This is a genomic window from Streptomyces sp. AgN23 (genome assembly GCF_001598115.1).
GTDB classification, from domain to species: Bacteria; Actinomycetota; Actinomycetes; order Streptomycetales; family Streptomycetaceae; genus Streptomyces; species Streptomyces antimycoticus.
In genome coordinates, this window is the sequence record NZ_CP007153.1 from 10,381,230 (window position 1) to 10,402,595 (window position 21,366).

General features: G+C 68.3%; 12 protein-coding genes and 5 pseudogenes. 8 read left to right on the top strand and 9 right to left on the bottom strand.

The window, feature by feature from the left end; genetic code table 11:
• Window positions 1-322 precede the first annotated feature (322 nt).
• A complete protein-coding gene (locus AS97_RS44315; protein ID WP_059142309.1) occupies window positions 323-1,537 on the bottom strand; it encodes an amidohydrolase family protein in 1,215 nt (404 codons plus the stop codon).
• Between the two features lie 103 nt (window positions 1,538-1,640).
• Between AS97_RS44315 and AS97_RS44320 the strand changes: the two genes are divergently transcribed.
• The 3 genes from AS97_RS44320 (at window position 1,641) to AS97_RS44330 (ending at window position 3,938) form a co-directional block, all read left to right on the top strand.
• Window positions 1,641-2,108, top strand: coding sequence for a MarR family winged helix-turn-helix transcriptional regulator (locus AS97_RS44320; protein ID WP_210566898.1), 468 nt, complete (start codon window positions 1,641-1,643; stop codon window positions 2,106-2,108).
• A gap of 97 nt (window positions 2,109-2,205) precedes the next feature.
• Complete coding sequence (locus tag AS97_RS44325) at window positions 2,206-2,448, top strand: hypothetical protein (RefSeq protein WP_059142311.1); 243 nt, start codon at window positions 2,206-2,208, stop codon at window positions 2,446-2,448.
• A gap of 764 nt (window positions 2,449-3,212) precedes the next feature.
• On the top strand, window positions 3,213-3,938 hold the full coding sequence (locus AS97_RS44330) for a FadR/GntR family transcriptional regulator (protein ID WP_086708734.1): 726 nt from the start codon (window positions 3,213-3,215) through the stop codon (window positions 3,936-3,938).
• 616 nt (window positions 3,939-4,554) lie between these two features.
• Here the strand turns inward: AS97_RS44330 and AS97_RS44335 are convergent.
• The 3 genes and pseudogenes from AS97_RS44335 to AS97_RS44345 form a co-directional block, all read right to left on the bottom strand.
• Window positions 4,555-5,988: a glycoside hydrolase family 43 protein gene (locus tag AS97_RS44335; protein WP_086708735.1), complete on the bottom strand. Its 1,434-nt coding sequence runs from the start codon at window positions 5,986-5,988 to the stop codon at window positions 4,555-4,557.
• Window positions 5,985-7,580 carry a ricin-type beta-trefoil lectin domain protein gene (locus AS97_RS44340; protein WP_247204878.1) on the bottom strand — a complete coding sequence of 532 codons (1,596 nt, stop codon included), beginning with the start codon at window positions 7,578-7,580 and terminating at the stop codon, window positions 5,985-5,987. The genes AS97_RS44335 and AS97_RS44340 overlap by 4 nt, the downstream gene beginning before the upstream one ends.
• 233 nt (window positions 7,581-7,813) lie before the next feature.
• Window positions 7,814-8,755 (bottom strand): annotated as a pseudogene (locus AS97_RS44345) (arabinofuranosidase catalytic domain-containing protein); the annotation flags it as partial.
• Between the two features lie 860 nt (window positions 8,756-9,615).
• Between AS97_RS44345 and AS97_RS44350 the strand changes: the two are divergent.
• A complete protein-coding gene (locus AS97_RS44350; protein ID WP_086708737.1) occupies window positions 9,616-10,536 on the top strand; it encodes an alpha/beta hydrolase in 921 nt (306 codons plus the stop codon).
• An 18-nt stretch (window positions 10,537-10,554) separates the two neighbouring features.
• Here AS97_RS44350 and AS97_RS44355 read toward each other — a convergent pair whose 3' ends face one another.
• Both AS97_RS44355 and AS97_RS44360 read right to left on the bottom strand, forming a co-directional pair.
• Entirely contained in the window at window positions 10,555-11,469 is a 915-nt protein-coding gene (locus AS97_RS44355) for an IS982 family transposase (protein WP_210564085.1), read from the bottom strand.
• 324 nt (window positions 11,470-11,793) lie between these two features.
• Window positions 11,794-14,478, bottom strand: a complete 2,685-nt coding sequence (locus AS97_RS44360) for a family 78 glycoside hydrolase catalytic domain (protein WP_210566900.1) — start codon at window positions 14,476-14,478, stop codon at window positions 11,794-11,796.
• A 688-nt stretch (window positions 14,479-15,166) separates the two neighbouring features.
• On the opposite strand from AS97_RS44360, the gene AS97_RS44365 reads away from it, so the two are divergent.
• Together AS97_RS44365 and AS97_RS44370 are read left to right on the top strand one after the other, a co-directional pair.
• Complete coding sequence (locus AS97_RS44365; protein ID WP_059142316.1) at window positions 15,167-16,096, top strand: PHB depolymerase family esterase; 930 nt, start codon at window positions 15,167-15,169, stop codon at window positions 16,094-16,096.
• 482 nt (window positions 16,097-16,578) lie between these two features.
• A pseudogene (locus tag AS97_RS44370) lies at window positions 16,579-17,322 on the top strand (glycosyl hydrolase family 5); the annotation flags it as partial.
• Between the two features lie 52 nt (window positions 17,323-17,374).
• Here AS97_RS44370 and AS97_RS48200 read toward each other — a convergent pair.
• A pseudogene (locus AS97_RS48200) lies at window positions 17,375-17,699 on the bottom strand (glycogen debranching protein); the annotation flags it as partial.
• On the opposite strand from AS97_RS48200, the pseudogene AS97_RS48205 reads away from it, so the two are divergent.
• Window positions 17,700-17,957 (top strand): annotated as a pseudogene (locus AS97_RS48205) (SUMF1/EgtB/PvdO family nonheme iron enzyme); the annotation flags it as partial. It lies immediately after the preceding pseudogene.
• Between the two features lie 161 nt (window positions 17,958-18,118).
• On the opposite strand, the pseudogene AS97_RS44380 reads toward AS97_RS48205, so the two are convergent.
• Window positions 18,119-18,237 (bottom strand): annotated as a pseudogene (locus AS97_RS44380) (alpha-L-fucosidase); the annotation flags it as partial.
• 205 nt (window positions 18,238-18,442) lie between these two features.
• Entirely contained in the window at window positions 18,443-20,851 is a 2,409-nt protein-coding gene (locus AS97_RS44385; protein ID WP_210566901.1) for a ricin-type beta-trefoil lectin domain protein, read from the bottom strand.
• Window positions 20,852-20,911: 60 nt separating this feature from the next.
• On the opposite strand from AS97_RS44385, the gene AS97_RS44390 reads away from it, so the two are divergent.
• Window positions 20,912-21,202, top strand: coding sequence for a hypothetical protein (locus tag AS97_RS44390; protein ID WP_210566902.1), 291 nt, complete (start codon window positions 20,912-20,914; stop codon window positions 21,200-21,202).
• The last annotated feature ends 164 nt before the right edge of the window (window positions 21,203-21,366 follow it).

The following is a 21,366-nucleotide window of genomic DNA, read 5'->3' on the forward strand; positions in this document are numbered from 1 at the left end:
GGCGGTGAGCGGTGCGGGATCAGCATCACGGCCCGTCCACCCACCTGCCCGGGCGCCGGCATAGCCGAGGCGCGCTCGTCGGCGAGCTGCTCGCTCACCCGCTCAAGGTCACGCTTCAGCGACAGCGAGTTCATCCCGCTCCGCCCGTGCCTCCGCCACCTGCTTGACCAGCTGTTCCTCGAGTTCGTCCAGTTCCGCGCGCCGCGCGGTAATCCGTTCCAACAGCTCGGGATCCAGCATGCAGCGGATCGTAGAAGGCCGCTGTACCGCGGCGAGCAAGAACCGGACAGTCGACTCCTTCCTTCCAGGGGAAGTGCCGCGGTCATGCCGCCAGGCGGGTGCCGCGGCGCCAGACGGCGCGGGTGTTGAGGGTGTCGCTGATGTCGTGGGTCGGGTCGCCGTCGACCAGCAGGAGGTCGGCGCGGAGTCCCTCGGCGATGCGGCCCCGGTCGCTGAGGTGGAAGCGGCGGGCCGTGGTCGCCGTGGCCGCCCGCAGGGCCCGGGAGGGCGTGAGTCCGGCGGCCACCAGATACTGCAGTTCGTGGTGCAGGCTCGCTCCGTGTGCCAGGCCCCCGAAGAACGTCTCGGGCATGGAGACGTCGGTGCCGGCCAGCACGTCGACGCCGGCGGCGTCCAGGGCGCGCACGGTGGCGTACACGTCGTCGAGCTTGCCCTGCGGGTAGCGGTTGTAGCTGGAGCGCAGGGTCCGGTCCCACTCGCTGTCGAGGCGTGCGGCAACTCGGGGGTCGTCGGCGAGCTGGCTGCCGGTGATCCCCATCATCGATGCATTGAGGGTGATGCAGGGAATGACGAACATGCCTGCGTCCTTGACGATGCTGATGATCTCGGCGGTGTGCGGCTGGTCCATGAACACGTGGGTGACGCCGTCGATGCCGGCTTCGGCGGCCATCCTGGTGGCCTCCACGGTCAGCGCGTGGGCCACGGTGAGGACGCCGTACTTCTTGGCTTCGGCGACACCGGCGTTCACGGTGGCCTGGTCGAGCGAGGGCAGCCCGGGGTGTCCCTCCACGCTGCCGTCGTCGATCATGAACTTGATGAAGTCGGAGCCGCGGGCGAGGAGCTGAGGCACGAAGGCGGCCGCTTCCTCGGGCGTGGTGGAGAACGGCATCAGGGGCATCACCGGGGGGAGATCCCACTTCGGCCGGAAGCCTTCGGGCATCAGCTCGCTCGGGTGGCCACCGGGCGGTGTGATGGCGAAGCCTGAAGAGCGCACGTCAGCCAGGGTGTCGTCGTCGGCGATGGGTCCCCGGTTCTCCCGGGTGTTCATGCCCTGCATCTCCAGTTCGGTCGTCACCCCGAACCTCAGGGCGAGAGCCAGGGAACCCGGGGCGGAGTGGACATGGGCGTCGATGAGCCCCGGCAGCAGCGTGGCGCCGCTTCCGTCGACGATCTCGCTGCCCTGAGGAGCGTCGCCACCGACACGGGCGATCCGCCCGCCGTCGATGACCACGGTCCGCACGCCTGTCGTCTTCTCCCCGTCGAAGATCTGCGCGCCTGTGATCGCGGTGAGTGCCATAACGGTCCGCTTCATTCCCTCGCTCGTTCATGATTTACATACCTGATGCTATGCAAATACCTGGTGGTATGCAAATGTGCGGACCGGGCCTAGACTCGGTCACATGAGCAGCGCGTCCTTCTCCGAGCAGTCTTCCGACGACCTGGCGCTGGATCAGATCGGCCCGGCGCTGTCACGGTTGCGCCGCCGCGCACCGGCATCGGGCAAGGACCTGTCCCGCAACCTCGTACTCAATGTGATCGCCGATGCGCCGGGCGAGATGACCGTCGGTGGCCTTGCTGCCGAGATGGGCGTCGCCCAGCCGGTGGCCAGCCGGACCGTCGCCGCCTGCATCGCGGACGGTCTGCTGCGCCGGACGGCGTCCCAGTCCGACGGACGCCGCACCGTGCTCGAACTCACCGAACACGGCGAGGCCGAACGCAACCGCTTCGCCGCCGAACAGCGCAAAGTGTTCCAGGAGATCACCGCCACCTGGTCAGGGGAGGAGCGGATCCAGTTCGCACGCCTCTTGGCTCGATACGGAGCTGACGCCACCGCGTGGTCCAGGAAACAGGTAGCCGACCGCGACTGAACGAGCGGTGCCCCGACACCGCACCATGGCGTGGAACCCCTCCGTGGTGGACCACGTCTTCTCCGCAGAAGATCATGGTCATAGGAGAGGACACAAGGTGAGTGACCGCGAACGAGGCCAGGACACCGAACCCGCGCCCACCGGAGACGCTTCGTGGTGGGCCGGGCTCAGGCTGACCGGAGGAGTGGTCCTCGCTGTGAGCGGGATAGGGCTGCTCTCGTGGCTGATCCTGCACGGAGGCACGGCTGACAACGACTGGTCCCGCTACTACGGGGCCGGCAAGATCATGGCCATCGGATGCGTCATTGTCGGCACGACGCTCCTGGCCCGCCGCCGCTAAGGCGGTGTCCTACGGGAAAGGGCGGACGAGTGCGCCACCGAACTCCTGCGCGCTCCGCTCGTCCTGACGAGCCTCAAGATTAACCGCTGACGGAGCCCACCCCTGAGGCTGATCCTCCGGAGTGGGCGCTCTGACGATGGACCTCGTAGGTCCAGGAAGGGATGTCCAGGTGGGGCGCCGGCCTCCGTACCCGGAGGAGTTTCGGAAAAGACGCCGCCGCGTTGTACCGGGCCGCCAGTGGCCCGCCACGCTCAGCGGTTGGCCGCAGGGCGGGGGTCGCCTCTCCGACCCTCTCGAACATCCACCTTGTCCGGCTGGACCAGTTCATCGAGCAGCATCTACTGCCTGAGTACAACCGGGGACGGCATCGGCGCCCCCACCGGGACCACCGGATCGTCGGGTACGCGATCCAACGGGCCAAGCGGCACGGCGACCCGCTGCGCCGGGGCGCGGCCACCCCGGACCCGAGCGTCGATGATCAAGCCCGATGTCAGTGTCAGCGTTGGCGGCGGACATTGACGTCACTCGATCCGGGGGACAGGGGCGGGCCTGCCGCATCAAGACCGTGACATGGGATGTGTTCAGTCGAGCGCAGTTGAACCGCCTGACTATGGATCGTCGGCAGGAACGCCCTTTCGCAGGTGAAGGCAGAAGAGCGTGGCCATCGGCGAGCGAGGCGCCCATGAAAGACTTCCCGTCCCTTTTGGAACATGGGAGGTCCTGTTAGCGTGGCATGGCGTGAGCAGGGAGTGTGGAGTTGGCCTATGTCATTGACCGACAAGGCAATCGCCCGCATCAGGGAGCTCATCCAGTCCGGCGAACTACCGCCGGGCGCCAAGCTACCGCCCGAGCAACAGCTGGCCACGGAACTTGGTCTGTCCAGGAATCTGATGCGTGAGGCGGTCAGAGCGCTTGTTGTCGCGCGGGTCCTGGACGTCAGGCGGGGCGACGGGACCTATGTGACGAGCCTGGAGCCCGCGCTGCTGCTCGAGGGGCTGGGCGCGGCGGTGGAATTGCTCCACGGTGACACCCTGCTGGAACTGACCGAAGTGCGCAGGCTCTTCGAGCCCGTTGCCACCAGCCTTGCCGCCACCCGGATCTCCGACCACGACCTCGTCGAGGTCAGGCACCACCTGGACGCGATGAAGGCCGCCCGCGACGATGTCGAGCTGCTCAACGAGCACGACGCCGCCTTCCACAGGGCGGTGATCGCAGCCGCCGGGAACAGCACGCTGGCGACCCTGCTGGAGGGCATCTCCAGCCGCACCGTACGCGGCCGGGTCTGGCGCGGCATGGTCGACGCCCACGCCGGTGACCGGACCATCGCCGAGCACGAGGCGATCTACGCCGCCCTGCTGCGCCGGGACTCCGCACTGGCCGAGGCCGCGGCGCTGATGCATGTGAGCACGACGGAGCAGTGGCTGCGTCAGCACCTGGACCACGACGAGCCCGCCCGCCGGCCGGGTCCGGCCGGCGACGAGGCGTCGTAGGGCGCGTACGCGGGATAGCCGGGAGCCCCGTCGACGGTGCACGGGTCGTTCGCCCCCCTGGCTCAGCCCGCAAGCGTGGACTGGGGAATCAGCCCTGCGTTCAGAGGGGGCGGCGAAGCCTGCCTCCACGTCCCAGGACGTCTCGTTGTTCTGGGCGCTGAAGACCACGTCCGGCCGGCCGTGGCGGGTGCGATGGAACAGGCCCACCTTGGTGCGCACGTAGTGGGAGCCATGGGCATTCCCGTCGGACGCGACGATGTCCATCTTCGACGAGGGATGTCGGACCTGTGCAGTTCGACGGCCGCCAGGCGCGAGGAGCCGACCCACACCGTCAGCGTGCCGTCTGTCTGCCGCACCGGCTGTAAGCCGTCCCGCGTGTCGGCAGATCCGCTGCCGCAGGCGGCGACGGCCACCAGGGCGAGCACGCCGCCTGCGGCCATGGCCCGTCCCCGTCGTGGCGGTGCGTGAGGCACGCCGGCTTCAGCGCCAGTCCGGCACGATCGGACCGCACGCACCGGTGCCGTCCCGGCGGCACGCGGCCAGGCGGGGTCGGTGCGCCCCCCGCCACCACGGCGATGCCGTCGCGGTGGCGGGGGGCCCGGCCGCGCGTCAGCCGTCACCCGCCTGCCCGTCCCGGGACAGTGGTGGCGTCGGCGGTGAACCGCCACCAGTCCGCGTTGACCAGATAGCCGCTGCCGCCCGCGAACCGCAGATACAGGTCCTGCGTACCCGTGGCGCCGCTGACTGGACAGGACACCGTCGTCCAGGTCTGCCAGCCGCCGGTGTTCGGCACGCCGCACCGGCCCACGACGGTTCCGTTGGGTCCGCCCAGACGCAGTTCGATGGCGCTGCCGCCGGTCGCCGAGGCCACGCGTGCGGTGAAGGAGGACGGGCCCGCGCCGAAAGCGACACCTTTGACCTTGATGTAGTCGCCGTTCTCGGTGTACCCGACGTTCCTGCCTCCCTCGCTGGACGGCTCCGTCTCGATCCCGGATTCCCAGGCGATCGTTTCGGCCTCCTGACGGATGTATGGGTCGAGCGTGCCGACCTGGGGCGCCCCCGTACTGGTCATGTTGATCGTCGGGATGGTGCCGTCGGGGTGGTAGGAGAACGTCTCCACGCCGACCGAGCGGGTGTAGCCGCTCCCGCCCGGAAGCGCGCCGTTGTGGTAGAAGAAATACGAAGTGCCCTTGAAATCGACGATGCCCGGGTGGTTGGTGAAGCTGGCGCCCTGCGTGGGCATGATCGTTCCGCGGTAGGTCCACGGCCCGGTCGGGCCGGGGGCGGTGGAGTAGGCGATGAACTCCGAGCAGCACTTGGCGGCGTACACGATGTAGTACAGGCCGCCTCGTTTGTAGACCCAGGGCCCTTCCTCGAACAGCGTGGGCCGGTTGGGATCACCGGTGCGGGTGCCGAAGCCCGCCGTGGTGAGCGGGATCTTGGCCGGGCTGCCGGAGTAGGAAATCATGTCGGCGTTCAGCCTGACGTACCACAGGTTCGGGTTGCCCCAGTACAGATACGCCTGTCCGTCATCGTCGATGAAGACGGTCGGGTCGATCTCGCCGTTTCCGACCAGCGGGTGGCCGAGGGCGTCGCGGAACGGTCCGGTGGGGCTGTCCGACACCGCCACGCCGATGGCCATGCGGCCGGTCGCGCGCTCCGTTGTCGGCACGTACCAGTAGAACTTTCCGTTGCGGGCCACGACCTGGCCCGCCCACGCGTTGGCGGACGCCCAGCTGAAGGAGGCCACGCTGAGCGGAGAGCCGTGGTCGGTCCAGTTGACCATGTCGGCGGAGGACCACACCCGCCACTCTTTCATGGTGAAGTTGGTCGAGTTGTCCTCGTCGTGCCCGGTGTAGAGGTAGACGCGGCCGTCATGGACCAAGGGCGCGGGGTCGGCCGTGTAGACGTGCTGCACGATGGGGTTGTCCGCCCTGGCCTCCGTGGGAGACACCGCTGCGGGCGCGAGGACGACGGCCAGCAGGAGACTGGCCGCCCAGGCGACCGCTCGCGTGAGTCTCGTACGAGTGGGCTGTGGTCGTCTCCTCATGTGCGGGTCCACCTCTGGTTGCTCTGACCGTTGCAGGTCCACAGGATCAGCGGGGATCCGTTGGCGGTGCCGGCTTGATCGACGTCCAGGCACAGGCCGGCGTGGACGTTGCGGATCGAACCGTTCGCGTCGAGTGTCCATTTCTGGTTGTCCTGTCCGTTACAGGGCCAGGTGATGATGCGTGTGCCGTTGGCGGTGCCCTGGTCGTAGGCGTCCAGGCACTTGTCGCCGAAGACGCGTATCTCGCCGCCGGCCCAGGTGGTCCACAACTGGCCGGCGGCCGTGTGGCAGTCCCGGATCAGCACCTTCGCCCCGGCCGCGGTCGAGGCGTTCTCCACGTCCAGGCAACGGCCGGACCCGTCACCGCGCAGCCGGGACGTGGTGGCGGCCAGCGGAGTGCCGCCGGTCACCCGGAACGCGGCGACACCGTGCGCGGGCACACTCGCCGATACCTGTCCGGTCGTGCTCGATGTGCCGCCGGTCCACAGGTCGGTGAGGGTGAACGACCCGCCGGACAGGCCGACCTGTGCCGCCGTGGCGGTGACGGTCGCCGTGCTGTTCCCCCGGTTGAACAGGCCAACGGCGACCGAGCCGTCGGACAGGGGCTTGGCGAACACCTCGGTGTCTCCGTCGTCGCGCACCCTGCGCCCGCCCGCGCCCAGCGGGTCCTGGTTCACCGCAAGCAGGCGCGGGTTGCGCAGGACCGCGCTCACATCGGCCGACATGGTGCGGATGTCGTTGCCCGCCATGAGCGGCGCGGCCATCAGTGCCCACAGGGCGAAGTGGGAGCGGGACTCGGTCAGCGACAGCCCGGGGCGGCCGACGACGAGCATGTCGGGATCGTTCCAGTGGCCGGGACCCGACTGCGCGGCCAGTGGCGCGGTGACGTCCACGACGTTGCCCACGCCCATCGGGTAGCTGTTGGTGTTGCCGTTCTGCCAGATGTCGAGCAGGTCCTCGGTCGTCCGCCACAGGTCGGCGACCTCGCCCCAGTTGTATGTGTCGCCGGTGATGGCGTGGTAGCTGTTCGGGTTGATGCTGTAGACGATCGGGCGCCCGGTGGCGCGCAGCGCGTCGCGCATGAGCGTGAACCGCGCGACTTGCTCGTCCCGGGTGCCGGCGGCGGAGCACCAGTCGTACTTGAGGTAGTCCACACCCCACGAGGCGAACGTGCGAGCGTCCTGGGCCTCATGACCCTTGCTGCCGGTGGACCCCGGGTAACCGCCCCCGCCCTGCGCACACGTGCGCTCGTTGGGCACCTGGTAGATGCCGAACTTCAAGCCCTTTCCGTGGATGTAGTCCCCGAGCGCCTTCATCCCGCTCGGGAATTTCGTCGGGTTGGCCCGCAAGTTGCCCGCGGTATCGCGTTGCGGGTCGAACCAGCAGTCGTCGACCACCACGTATCGGTAACCGGCGTCCCGCATGCCCGAGGAGACCATCGCGTCGGCGGCCTGCCGGACCTGTGCCTCGGTGACCCCGCACCCGAAGCTGTTCCAGCTGTTCCAGCCCAGCGGCGGGGTGAGCGCCGGACTGCCCGGGGCCGCCTGGGCGGCCGAGTGGCCCGAGGCCGTGGTGAACACGGTGCCGATCAGCGCGGCAGCCGTGAGGAAGCGGAGTAATCGTCTGCGTGGTTTCGACACGAGATGGGTTCCTTCCTGGAAGGATGCGACGGGCCCTCGCCCGCGGTGCGCGCGATGCGGCGGCAGACGGATGCCGGGCAGGCTGCCGACCCGGATGACGGCCGCCGCATCCGGTGGTGTGTCGTGACCTCCGGCCCGGGTCACGGAGGACGGCGGCGGTCGTCGGGACCGGGGAGCGCCCCGGTTCAGCGGTACCCGGCCGCGGTGATATTGGCCTGCACGGCGCTCTCCGTCTGGTCGGAGGGGTAGCCGGAGACCATGGCTCCCTCGTAGAACGTTCCGGCGCTGAGGTTGGTGTTGCCGTTGCAGCAGTCACCGCCGCTGCCCAGGATGATGGCCCCCTGCTTCTTCATGGGGTTGTAGCCACCGGGGAGGGAGCCGGCGTACAGGGTGGTCAGGCTCCCGGACTGCGCGTTGCTGCCCTTGATCGCGAACCGGGTCGTCCCGTTGTTCTTCAGTGTGGCGGTGACGAACTTGCTGGTGAAGGCCCTCTGGTTCGGGTTCCAGGACTGGCTGCCCCCGGAGTACAGGCCCCATTCGAGGTCTGCCTGGACCCACGGGCCGTTCCCGGAGCATCCGCCGAACCAGCATTGCGTGCTGAAGTTGATCGCGTCCATGGCTCCGGGGCCGTCGGCCTTGCGGGTGGTCTCGCTGTTGCCGTAGTCGAAGCAGCAGCCGCCGTTGACGTGCGTGCCACTCGTCACCATGTACATGCCCTCAGGCGCGCTGCCGGTGGGGACGCCCGTCGTGTGGCCGTCACGCCAGTAGCTGTTCCTGGGATTGATGTACAGCGAGTAGGCCCTGTTGCCCCCGACCGTCAGCGATTCACTCGTCGCGTTCGCGGCGGTGTCGGAGCCACCGACTCCGCCCGGCCCCTGGTAGCCCAGGTTGTTGCCGTGCCCGGACTGGTCGTAGACCCAGGTGATGACGCATGAGGTACCCGCGCAGAACGAGTCCTGGGCGGCGGCGTCGGCGGCGCCGCCTGCCGTCAGGGCGCCGATGTCCCGGGTCGCGTTGTCGGACGAGCGCCTGACTTGGTACAGCTTGCCGGTGTACGAGCCATAGAGCGCCCGCACCGTGCTGTGCGCGGCCACACACGGCGTGCCGCCCGACGCGTAGATGTCACAGGGGCCGGTGCCGGCGGCGGACGCCGGCCCTGGTCGGCCGAACACCGCCACCAGTACCGCAATCAACATCAGCGCCGAGCCGGTGGCCAAGGTGGCGGGCGAGCGCCGTCTGCGGGGCACACCGCCCGGCACGGAAACCAATGAAGACTGCACCGTCTCCTCCTGGAGGGGGAATCTGATCAGGGGCATGACATGTCGCGGGCCGTGCCTCGGGTCAGCTGGATGGAGTGGGGCACAAGAAGCGGTCGTCTGATATCTCGAACTGCTGTCGAAACACCGGACAGAGATGGATGATAGGGGAGCCTCGAAGGCTGTCAAGACCGCACACCGGGCGGGTGTGGAGATCGCGATGAAAACCGCAGTCCGGCGGTGGTCCCGCGGGGCGGAATCGTCGGCGACATGTGATGTCTGGCCTCTCTCGCCGCCCATGCCACAGGGCGGTCGTCCCGAGTTCCGCGGCAGGCGCCCGTATCGTTCGACGTCAAGCCTCTTGACAGCCCCAAAGGTCCCATGGGACCCCTAGAGGAACATGGGATGTATCGGCGCGCTCCGCTGCCCGTCCCGTGCTCCCGCCTCCGCACGTGCCGCCGGAAGGTCATGTCATGACGATCATCAGGCGCGTCTTCCTCACCGTCCCGGGCGCGACAACGCCGGGCCGACCGCACCGCGACGGCCATCACCACCCTGGACGGCGGCCACTTCGCCCTACCGCCGGGCTCGCGCCTCCGGCGGTGGCGGCCGTTCCACCGCCGGACTGACGCCCGTATCCGCCCCCTGAGCAACCTCTGCAGGATTCCCTCGCACGCTGGCGCACCGCGCCCGTGCGCCCCGCTCACCCCTACAACACCAAGGAGTCACCCATGTCGATGCGACGGCGAACCTTACTGGGCCTCGGCGCCGGCGCGGCCACGGGCGTGGGCATGTCCCTGCTCGGCAGCAGCGCGGCCGCCGACACCCTGTCACCACGAATGGCCTCACCGCGGCAGGCACCCACCGCGCAGTTCGCCATCGGCGTGCGCCAGTTCTACTGGTCGCGTGGCAACCGCCAACTGAACACGAAGATCTTCTACCCGGCCTCCGGAACCGCGGGTGGCAACCCCATCCCGAACGCGCCCATCGCGAGCGGCGTCTTCCCCATCGCCGAATGGAGCCACGGCATGGGGTGCAACTCCGACTGCTACTCCTCCCAGACCCACGATCTGGCCGCCGCGGGCTTCATCTGCCCCGCCCCCTCGTTCTCCGACAACACCAACATCGGCAGCGTCTACAACGGCAACTGGTCGAAGGACGTCTCCGAGGTCCTCACCCGGACGCTGGCGCTCAACAACACCTCGGGCGACCCGTTCGCCGGGCACATCGACACCCGCGCCGGTGTCGGTGTGTCAGGTCACTCGATGGGTGGGATGACCACCCACGGCCTCCTCACCTCCTGGCCGGACAACCGCATCGTCGCCGCCGTCCCGGTCGCCTGCGTGGACATGGGCAACCCCGCCGGCCTCCACGCCAATGTGCTGTTCATCCACGGTGACCACGATCCGACCTGCGACTACAACTCGGCGCGCGCCGCGTACGCGGAGCTTCCGTCGCCCAAGGCGTTCCTCACTCATGTCGGGGCGGACCACGGCCAGTACCTGACCCCGGACTACCGGTACTACGCCCAGACCAAGAACACCTTCCTGGACTGGTTCCGCTGGAGCCTGTACGGCGACACGGCCGCCCGCGACCGCCTGGGAAGCGACGCCACCAGTAACGGCACCTCCTGGCAGGCGGCCCTCACCTAGATGATCTATTCCAAGGGGTTAGTGATCGTAGGCGGTCAGGGAACGTAGGACGGTGTGTCCGGTGGCGTCGTTGTGCCAGACCGCTGCGGTCAGGGCGAGGATTCGCTGCATGACGCGGGCGACCACGCCGCCGGGTGTGCGGCCCCGGTGCTGTTCGAGGTCAAGCTGTCCCTTGAACGTCTCGTTGATCGACTCGATGACCTGCCGCAAGGGCTTGAACAGATGCGCGCCCGGCCGCTGCCGTTCGCCCTTGCGGGCGGGCCGCAGTAGTTGGATTCCGTGCTCTGCGAGTTCATGTTCGAAGGCGCGACCGTAGTAGTTCTTGTCGCCGATCAGCGTCTGCCCGGTTCGACCTTGGAGAAGGCCGGGTTCGGCGGCGAGGAGGTCGAGGAGGGTCTCGCGCTCGTCGGCTTTTGCTCCGGTAAGGGCGAAGGCGACTGGCAGGCCCTGGAGGGTGCATATCAGGTGCAGGCGCAGGCCCCAGAAGAATCGGCTGTGGCTGGCGCAGTAGCCGTACTGGGCCCATCCGGCCAGGTCCGAGCGTTTGACGGTTTCGCGGGATCGGCCACATTCCACCGGGGTGGAGTCCACGACCCACACGTCGTCGCTCCACACCGAGGATGTGGTGGCCAGGATCCGGGTGACCCGTCGCAGCAGGCCGGCGGCCTTGCGCAGCCGCTTGTTGTAGCCGGGCTGCTGCGGCAGGTACGGGAAGAGGTGCCGCAGATGGGTACGGGCGTGACGGATCCACCTGGCCTCGGAAGTGAAGCCGAGCAGGGCCTGCATCACGGCGAGGGTGACCAGTTCGGCATCACTCAGGCGGGGTGCGATGCCGACCGGCGGGCGCCATGATGCCAGGTCCGGACGCTCCTTCAGCAGGTCGTCGGTGGTCGCGTAAAGTGCGGTCGCGAGGGTGTCCTGGTTGTTCGTCACACAACGATCTTGGACACCCTCGTTCTCATGCCCGCACACACCCCTTGGAATTGATCATCTAGTGAGTCGGTCCTTGAGCCTGCTCGTCACCGCGTGAGTCGTGTTCCATTTCAGATCATGGCTCTCAGCAACACCGCGGTCGCCGCCCGGCCGGGTGTCGACCGGGGCACCAGAAGCAGCGGATCCAGGCGCTGAACGACGCCGCGCGGACGTGTGCCGCGCCCCGCCGAGCAGCCTCGGCGGGGCGGGGACCTTTCCCGACCGCTCCAGCAGGTCCGGGAAACCTCAGCATGGCCGGCCCACTGAGGGTCGTCCCGTTCACCGTCAAGGGGATCGGACAGTGAACACCCAGGTACCGGAGCCGACTCGGTACGAGACCGCTTGGTCGGTGACCTGTGTCCTCCTCGCTTCGGTGGGGGCTTGGACGCGGTGGTCCTTGTCAGCCAGCGGTACCCGTACCACCGCGCGGCTGTTGGCCGGGATGGTGACGGTCAGCCGCAAGGTGCCCCGTGCCTTCTTCCAACGGGCGGCGACGCGGCCACGCACCGTTTCCTGCGAGGCGGACACCTGGTCGAGGGAGCCGGGGATCTGTGGCTCGACCGCGATGTCGCGGTAGCCGGGCTCGGTGGGCCTGATCCCGGCGAGAGCGGTGTAGAACGAGGTGTTGATACCGGCGAACATCGCGTGGTCATGGGTTTCCATCGACGAGCGGTAGAGCCACTGCTCCCAGGTGGTGGTAGCCCCGTTGGCGAGCTGGAAGCCGAAGCCGGGATACGTGCGCTGGTGGAGCATGGTCATCGCCAGGTCGATCCGCCCGGTGCGGGCCAGCGCGTCGACCAGGTAGCGGGTGCCGAAGATGCCGGTGTCCAAGTGGCTGTCGTCGTGTTCGACGATGGTCCGGGCGAGTTGGTCCCCGACGTCGTCGACCTTCCCGGCGGGCACCAGCCCGAACGCCAGCGGGAGGACGCTGGTCACCTGGCGTCCGCTGCCGTACGTATCGCCGGCTTCGTTGAGGAAGTGTGCGTTGAACGCGTCCTTGATGCGGCCTGCCAGGGACGCGAAGTGGCGCGCGTCCTGCCGGTGCCCGAGAACTCCCGCGGCCTTCGCCGTGGCCTCGGCCTGCTGGTAGGAGAGGGCGGTGTTGACCAGGGAGACCTCACTGAAGCAGTCCCCGGCGGAGGGGCTGCCCATGCCGTCGTTGGCCTGCGGCCCGTGATCGGGCGGGCACCAGTCGCCGAAGCCCTTGTCCGCGGGCCAGATGAGCCCGGGGACCTCGTCGGCGTTGCGGTCCACGAACCGTTTCATGTCCGGATAGGCCGTCTCCAGTGCGTTCCGGTCGCGGTACTGCTCGTACAGGGTCCAGGCCAAGGTGACCTGACCGCCGGCCATGTCGGGGTACTGGGCCTTGACGTCGTCGGAGGGCAGCGCCGTGCCCGGCGGCAGGTCCCGCAGATACTTCGCGTAGAAACTCCCCATGCCGAATTCGCGCGTCGCGGCGTCCCGGTAGGCCTGGACATCCATGGCCGGAGGGGTGCGCTCGTCGCGCACCGGAGTGTCGGTGGGCGTGCTCATGGAGTTGTTGAGAACGCTCCAGCGGTTGTTGCGCCAGATGCGGTTGAGAAGCTCGCTGGAGGAGCTGAAGGTGCCGGTCGACGGCACATCCGCGTGGACGACGCGTACGCGCACGTCCCCGGGGCCCGCCGTCCCGGGGAAGCCGGTGACCTCCAGGTAGCGGAAGCCGTGGTAGGTGAAGCGCGGTTCATAGATCTCGCGACGGCCCGTCCCCGCGAGGGTGAAGGTGTCGGTCGCCGCGGCCTCCCGATTGGTGGCGGTGTCCAGCGTGCCGTCGGCGTTGAGTTCCTCGGCCGCACGCAGGGTGATGCGGGTGCCGGCCGCACCCTTGGCACTCAGGCGTGACCAGCCGGCGATGTTCTGGCCGAAGTCGTAGACGTAGGTGCCCGCTCGGATCTCGGTCACCTTCCGCGGCTTCAGAGTGTCCGTCACCCGGACCGGCGGCATGGTGTTGGACCGCGGTGAGCCCTGCGGGGCGTCGACCACCGACACGCTCTGCCAGGAACGGTCGTCGAAGCCCGGCTCGTCCCAGCCGTCCTGTTCCTTCCGTGCGTCGTAGGACTCACCGTCGTACAGATCATCCGCAGTGATCGGCCCGATGGACCACTTCCAGGACGGGTCGGTGGTGAGGCGACGCCGGGTACCGTCGGTGAAGGTGACGTCCAGCAGCGCGACCGCCTGCCGCTGACCATTCCAACGGAAGCCGTACCGGCTGAAGTTCTCCCCGTAGCCATGGCCCAGCCACAGTCCCACGGTGTTGCCACCCTTGCGCAGCGCCTTCGTCACGTCGTAGGTGTCGTACAGCACCCGCCGGTCGTAGGGCGTGTTCGCGGGGGCGAGGACGCGGTCGCCGACCTTCGCGCCGTTCAGGCGCAGCTCGTGGAAGCCGAGACCGGCCACATACGCCCGCGCGCCGGCCACCTCCTTGTCCAGGGAGAACTCCTTGCGCAGCAGGGGAGCCCCGGCCTTCGGATCGGATGGGCCGATCCACCGCGCACCCTCCCAGTCCTCGGGCGCGCTCAGCGCCGTCTCCCAGAAGGAGGGGGCGCTCCAGGCCGACGCTCTGCCGTGCTCGTCCCAGACGCGAACCTTCCAGTGGTAGCGCGTGCGTGGGCTGAGCCGCTGACCGCCGTAGGGCACCCCCACGGACTCGTCGGAGCGTCGTTTGCCGCTGTCCCAGACGTTGCCCTGGTTGTGCGCCAGCCGTTCGGCGGACGTGGCGACCAGGATCTGGTAGGCCGATTGCATGGCGTTGTGCGACTCGGTGTTCAGCTTCCACCCCAGCAGAGGGCGAGCGGCGTCGACTCCGAGCGGTTCGGCCCGACCATCGACGGTGGCGCCACCGATGTGGAGTCCGCTGTCGGCGACGGCGGTCGGGCTGCCGGTGACCAGTGCCGTGGCCAGGAGGAGCGCGGCGGCACCAAGCGGCGCGAGCACACCTCGGGCAGACGTGAGTCTGCTGCGTCCGCACACGTTGAGGACCTTTCGCAAGGGATATCGGCCACATGTCGCCGACAGGGGAGGCTAAAACGATTCAATCAGTGGGTCGGTTATAGCAGCGCCAGTCAGGCGCGGCTAGTACTCCCGTTGCGGCTCGTCATCGCCGCGGTCGAGGGCCAAGCCCTGGGCGTCGAGCGACGACCGGGCCGCTGAACGGTGGGTGTGGTGGGGTGGCCCGTTGAGCGCGTCAGTGGGTGAGGTCGTCGGATGCTTCCGGAAATTATCGGTCGCTGTTGGTTCCTGTGTGGATGGCTCATTCCGCATCGCATAGCTGACCTGAGGCTGTTGGATCGTGAGGGAAATGCGGTGTCGACGTGCTGGGGGAGTCGTACTCAGCGAAAAAGATCCAGAAAGGTTCCGAAAGTTTTCATCATGTGTTCGGCGCCCCTGGTGGCCAGTGCGTTCGGTGGCGAGTAGGCGAGTCTGCGGGGAAAACACCCGTCCTCGTGGCGCGCGGAAGCGCGCTGGGCGAGTAGGGACGGATTTCGGCCGCCGAGTGGAAGTGTGTCGCTTCTGGGGGTGCCTGGGGGCGCCTTGCGCCAACATTGGGCACAATATTGTCGGCCGTCATGAACATGCCTAATCTCGTGAGCGAATCTCGTGATCACTAGGAGGTGGTTGCATCATGACGGCAATCAGAACCGTGCTGGCGGCTGTCGCCGGCGCCTTCGCACTCCTCGTCTCCGGCCTCGTTCTCGCGCCGCAGGCAACGGCGGCTTCGCTCGTGGAGGTGACCAGCTTCGGCAGCAATCCGGGCAATCTGCGCATGCACGTGTACGTACCGGACTCCCGTCCGGCCAAGCCGGCGATCGTGGTCGCCATGCACGGCTGCGGTGGCTCGGGGCCGGGGTTCTACCAGAGCAGCGAGTTCGCGTCGCTGGCCGACCAGCGCGGCTTCGTCGTCATCTACCCGACCGCTACGAAGCAGACGGCGATGAGCAATTGCTTCGACGTGTGGTCCGATGCCTCGAAACACCACAACGGCGGCAGCGACCCGGCCTCGGTCATCTCGATGGTGTCTTATGTGGAACAGCACTACAACGGCGACTCGCAGCGGGTCTTCGTCACCGGCAGCTCGTCCGGCGGCATGGAGACCAGTGCGCTGCTGGCCGACTACCCGGACGTTTTCAAGGCCGGCTCGGCGTTCATGGGAGTCCCCTTTGGTTGCTTCGTGAACGAGGCCGACTTCCCACCGTGGACGAGCAAGTGTGTGAGTGGGAACATGCACAAGACGGCACAGGAATGGGGAAATCTGGTCCGGCAGGCGTACCCGGGCTACTCCGGCACCCGTCCTCGCGTGCAGCTTTGGCACGGCACCAACGACACACTCGTGCCTTTCCAGCTCATGCAGGAAGAGACCAAGCAGTGGACGGACGTCTTCGGGCTGAGCCAGACCCCGGCCTCGACGGACCAGCCGCAGCCGAGCTGGACGCGGCAGCGCTTCGCCGGGGCCGACGGCGCTGTGCGGCTGGAAGCCATCAGCGTCTCCGGGGCCGGGCACCAACTGCCGATGGGTGGCATGGCCGCCGCGGCCGTGCAGTTCTTCGGCCTCTGATCCTGTTGCGCGACCTCGGCAGTTCGCCTGACCTGCTGGGTTCGAGTCCTTCCTGAAACAGCCGGACGACCGTTCCTCCCGCTCCGAGGCGTCGATCGAGGTCGTGCGGAGGAACGGCCGCCGGTCGAACCGTCCGGGAGCCGTCTCTCGCTCAGCGGGATGCGCCGGGCCCCGGACCGGCACGGGAACTACGTCAGCCCGCTGTGGGGCAGCTGTTGTCGACGGGCACAGACCGGTGCCCTCGATGGCGACCGGTCCGACACATACGACTTCGTGGACCGGGTTCCGGCGACGGCCGAGGGCGACGCGCCGAGATGGCGAGGCCGGCCAGACCCATGAAGCGGGCCGGCCGGAGGGGCGAGGCCGTTGGCGCTGCCGTGCGTCTTGTCTGAGAGCGTCCGGGGCCCTACATTCCGGAAAACCGATGGGAGCGCTCCCAAAGTGCTCTCGGCCATCGAGAAGGGAATGTCGTGATCACTCCCATGAGGTCGGTGACGTCGGCACTGCTGACCGCACTGGCGTCCCTGTGCGGCCTGCTGACCGCAGCGTTACCCGCACACGCGGACACCATGCTGTGCGACCAGTACGCCAGCACCACCATCCAGGGCCGTTACGTGGTGCAGAACAACCGCTGGGGCACGAGCGCGACCCAATGCGTCAACGCCAGTGGCGGCGGTTTCACCATCACTCAGGCGGACGGCTCCGTGCCCACGAACGGGGCCCCGAAGTCCTATCCGTCAGTCTTCTACGGCTGCCACTACACGAACTGCTCGCCGGGAACCAATCTGCCCAAGCAGCTCAGTTCGATCGGCAGCGCACCCACCAGCACATCCTTCACCTACGTCAGTGGCGCCGTCTTCGACGCCTCGTACGACATATGGCTCGATCCGGCGCCGAAGACCGACGGAGTGAACCAGACCGAGATCATGGTCTGGTACAACAAGGTCGGGCCGATCGCCCCCGTCGGTTCCCAGGCCGGCACCGCCACCGTCGGCGGCCGGTCCTGGCAGGTGTGGACCGGCTGGAACGGCACCAACAACGTGATCACGTTCGTGTCGTCGTCCACGCTCTCCAGCTGGGACTTCAACGTCATGGACTTCGTCGCTCAGGCGATCAACCGCGGCCTGGCCACCCGCTCCTGGTACCTGACGAGCATCCAGTCCGGCTTCGAGCCGTGGTCAGGAGGGGCAGGTCTCGCGGTGAACTCGTTCTCCGCTTCCGTGAACTGACGTGGGTGCGCCTCAACGCGCGGATTGGCCGCGCGGCGCTCAGATCGGACCGCGCCAGTAGCCGTTCCTTTGTCCACAGCGCGTCGAGCATCGCGGCCTGGGGCGCGCCGACGGTTCGGCTTCAGCGGCGGGTCTCATCAGGAAGTCCCAACCTGTCAGCTAATCGCGGCGAGTTCACGGAGCTGGAGAGTGAGGAACGCGGCCAGGTCCGCGGTGACGACCACGCGCTCGGGATCGAAGTCGTAGAGGACCTCCGGGTGGGTCACCGAGTCGGGCAGCGCCCCGCTCTCGTCCTGGCGGTCAACCGGCAGCAAGAACTGGTCCCAGGCCAGTTCGGGCGCCCCGGGCACCAGGGCGAGGGCGTTGAAGCAGTGGGCAACGTGTGGGAATGGAGCGCCGAGTGGTGGGCCACGGCTCACCCCCGCACCATCGTCGACCGCGTCGACCCCACCGGCCCCTGCCACAGCACCGTCCGGGTCATGCGCGGGCGCTCCTACCTGTGCCACGCGTGCTACTGCAACCGCTACCGCGTTGCCGCCCGCACCGGCAACAGCCCCGACTGCACCGGAGGCGACACCGGCTTCCGCCGCGCCTGGGCACTGCAGACCCGCAGCGCACCGACCGTGACCTGACCGACCCGGTCACCTGTGGGACGGTTCACACGCCGGTGATGGTCCATGCGTTGTTGGTGCTGGAGTTCGGAGTCCACAACACCGTGGTCGAGCCGGCCGTGGCGCTGCCACCGCCGTCAAGGGCGGTACCGGTGCCCCGATTGATGATCTGGTAGCGGTTGCCACATGTTGCGCGGATACCAATCGTTCCCGAACGCGGGAACGCTGAAGGTGCCCCAGTGGTAGTAGATGCCGAACGTGGCGTCCTGGAACCAGGCCGGGGCCGGGGGTGCTGGTCCACGGAGGATCAGCTCGCGGTGCAGCTTCCTGGGCCGTCGGTCGCGGCGGCCTCGGGGGCGGACCGCAGCGGGCCGAAGGCCGTGGCCGCGCCGGCCGACGCCAGCAGTCGGCGCCGGCTGAGCGGCGGGGAGGAGAAAGACAGGAGGGCCTCTCGGGGAAATGACGGGGCAGGTGCGGTAGCCGGTGATCGTCGGCGGGGCATCGGATCAGTCGCGCGTCCACTTCTGGTTGCCGCTGCCGTTGCAGGTCCACAGCTGCAGCAAGGTGCCGTTGGCCGTTCCCGCGCCGGTGGCATCCAGACACAGGCCGGACTGGGCGCCGGTGATCGTGCCGTCGGTTTTGATCGTCCACTGCTGGTTGCCGCCGCCGTCGCAGTCCCAGATGTCCACCTTGGTACCGGGGGTGGTGCCCTGGTTCGCGGCGTCCAGACAGTCGCTGCCGTACACCCGCAGCTCACCGGTCGAGGTGTTCGTCCACTGCTGATTGCCGCCGCCGTTGCAGTCCCACAGCTGCACCTGGGTGCCGGCCGTCTGTGACTGGTTCGGCACGTCCACGCAGCGCCCGGAGCCGACCCCGACGATCGGGCCGGTCGTGCCGCCGTTGTTCCCGCCGCTGCCGGGGGTGATGGACAGGTTGTCGAACTGCGCCGTCTCGCTCTGGCTGGTCGCGTAGCCGATCTGCCCGCCGGCCCAGGTGCGGTCGTTCACGGAACCGACCGTGTCGCCGTCGATGGCGGCGGTGATGGTGGTGCCGGAGAAGGTGAGGGCCAGGGTGTGCCACCGGTTGGTGCCCAGCGCGGTGGTCGTGCCACGGGCCAGGGTGGAGACGTTGCCGCCTGTGGTGGAGTTCAGGATCGACCAGGCCCCGGTGTCGCTCACCCGCAGGTGGTAGGCGTTGAGCCCGCCGGTGCTGCTGTAGTCCTGTGCGCCTGCACGGCCGATCAGCTCGGTGTATCCGGCCTGTTCGAGCATCACGTCGGACGAGACGGTGTAGTTGCTCCAGCCCACGTCACCGAGCAAGGCGTGTGGATCGGACAGCGCGTCCCAGGTGATCGGTTTCTGCGGGCTCATCTGACGCACGCACCTGCCGCCGCGACCGCCGCCGCAGCCCACCGCCTCGAAGGCGCCCTGCCAGTCCATGAGGTACTTGGCCTCGGTGCCGGTGGCGTAGCTGTCGAAGGAGTCACTGTACGGCAGACTCATCGAGTGCTGGGCTGGGCCGGTGGCGGTCCCCTTGCCCTGACCGGTCGTGGTGGTGAGGGTGTAGACGTGACCGGGCTGCACGGTCAGGCTGAAACCGCTGCCGGACGGCGTGACGTCCGTGGCGTGCACGAGGTAGTCGGCCGTGTTGTTGGAATTGACGTCGGTCGACCAGACGTGGACGGTTCCGGTGGACAGTCCTCCGGTGACGGTGAAGTTCAGCGTCTGGGGGCCGCCGGCGTCCATCGTCTCGATGACCGTGGAGTAGTCGGAGTTGTTCTTGGACTTCAGCGAGACGTAGCTGCCGTTGTTCCGGTTGCCGCCGAGGTAGCCGCTGGAGGCGTCAAGGTATTTCCACCCCGGGCTGGTGAACTGGCTGGTCTGTGCCATCACCCAGGCGTTCTTGCCGATCCTGTAGTGCCCGGACCACGGCTGCGCGGCCAGAGCGAGCCCCATGGTGGGGTACGGCAGGTTGGGTGTGAGCGCGGCGACCACCGGCCAGTTGAGATACGAGGTCATCCGGCCGTCGATGTATCCGCGGTTGATGCCGCGGGCCACGGCGGGGGCTCCCGCGTTGTAGTCGTCCGAGCCGTTCTCGCTGGCCCACAGCGCCTTGCCGGACGATGTGGCGGCCGATGGCACCGAGCAGTTGGTCTGGGACGACCGGTAGCCGCAGGGGTAGTGCGTGCCGATGATGTCCACCGAGGCGGCGAACGCGGGGTTGGAGTTGATGTCGTTCGCCACGGCCCAGTCGGAGTCCGCCGCAACGATCTTGGTGCTGCCGTGGCCGTTGCTGTTGAGCGCGCTGCGCAACTGCTCGTACCAGGAGACGTTGTAGCCTCGCTCGTTCCACCCGCCGAGGTAGTCGATGGTCAGCCCGTGCTGCTTGGCGCAGCCCAGCCACGAGACCAGGTAGTTGATCATGTCGGTGGACCAGAAGTTTCCGCCGCCGATCCAGCCGGGCGCGCCCCAGGCGAGCCCGTACAGCTTGATGTCCGGGTTGCGGGCCTTGGCCTGCTCCATCAGCCACCATTCGTAGCCCCGGTCGCAGTTCAGGTCGGACCGCGTGTGCTGGTGACTCGGCTCGGCCCCCGAGGTGGAGTTGGTGTCGCCGCCGATCTCCGCTTTGAGGATCTGAAGGGAGGCACCGTAGCCGGGCCGGAACAGGTAGTCGAGGACCTGGCCGCGCTCGGGCTCGGGATAGTCGATCAGAAGTCTGCTGTTGCCGCCCCCGCCGCTGATCGCGCCGACGCCGTCGAAGGTGCGGCCGCCGGACGCGCCGTTGATCGTGATGGAGGTGGCTGCCTGGGCCGGCCCGGCAGCCGTGCCGACGAGGCCGCCGGCGGCCAGGACGAGGCCGGTGAGCAGGGCCGTCGAGGCGCGCAGACGCCGGAACAGCCGTCTGAATGCTGACACGGTCGGTTCCTTTCGCAGGTCGGAGGCGCCCCGTGGCCGCCGGGTCCGCCATGGGGCGCGGTGACTGTGCTGCTCGTGCTGCGCGTGCTGCTCGTGGTGACCGTGGCTCCACGGTTGCCGGAGGTCGCTCGCGGGCCGGCGTCCGTTCAGCCGTGGTCGGCGGAGGTTGAAGGGCTGGACGAGCGGATCAAGGAGGCGATGGCCCCCTTTCGAGGCGCCCTGGCCCTGCTCGACACCATCCCCGGGATCAACCGGGCGGCCGGGATCCGGGTCGTAGAGTCCCTCGATGGCAGCGCCTACTTCACCCGACGCGACCCGGAACGCGCACCCGCCGGGCCATCAACCAGCTGAACCAGCTCGGTTGGACCGTCACCCTCAACCCGAAGGAGAACGCTGCCTGACCGACAGGGCCGGACACCCGGCGGCCTGTCACGACCGCCGAGCGCCCAACCCTGCCCACACCCACCCTGAACAGGCTCTCTTTACGCGTCAGAAGCACTTCTCAGGTTGGTGAT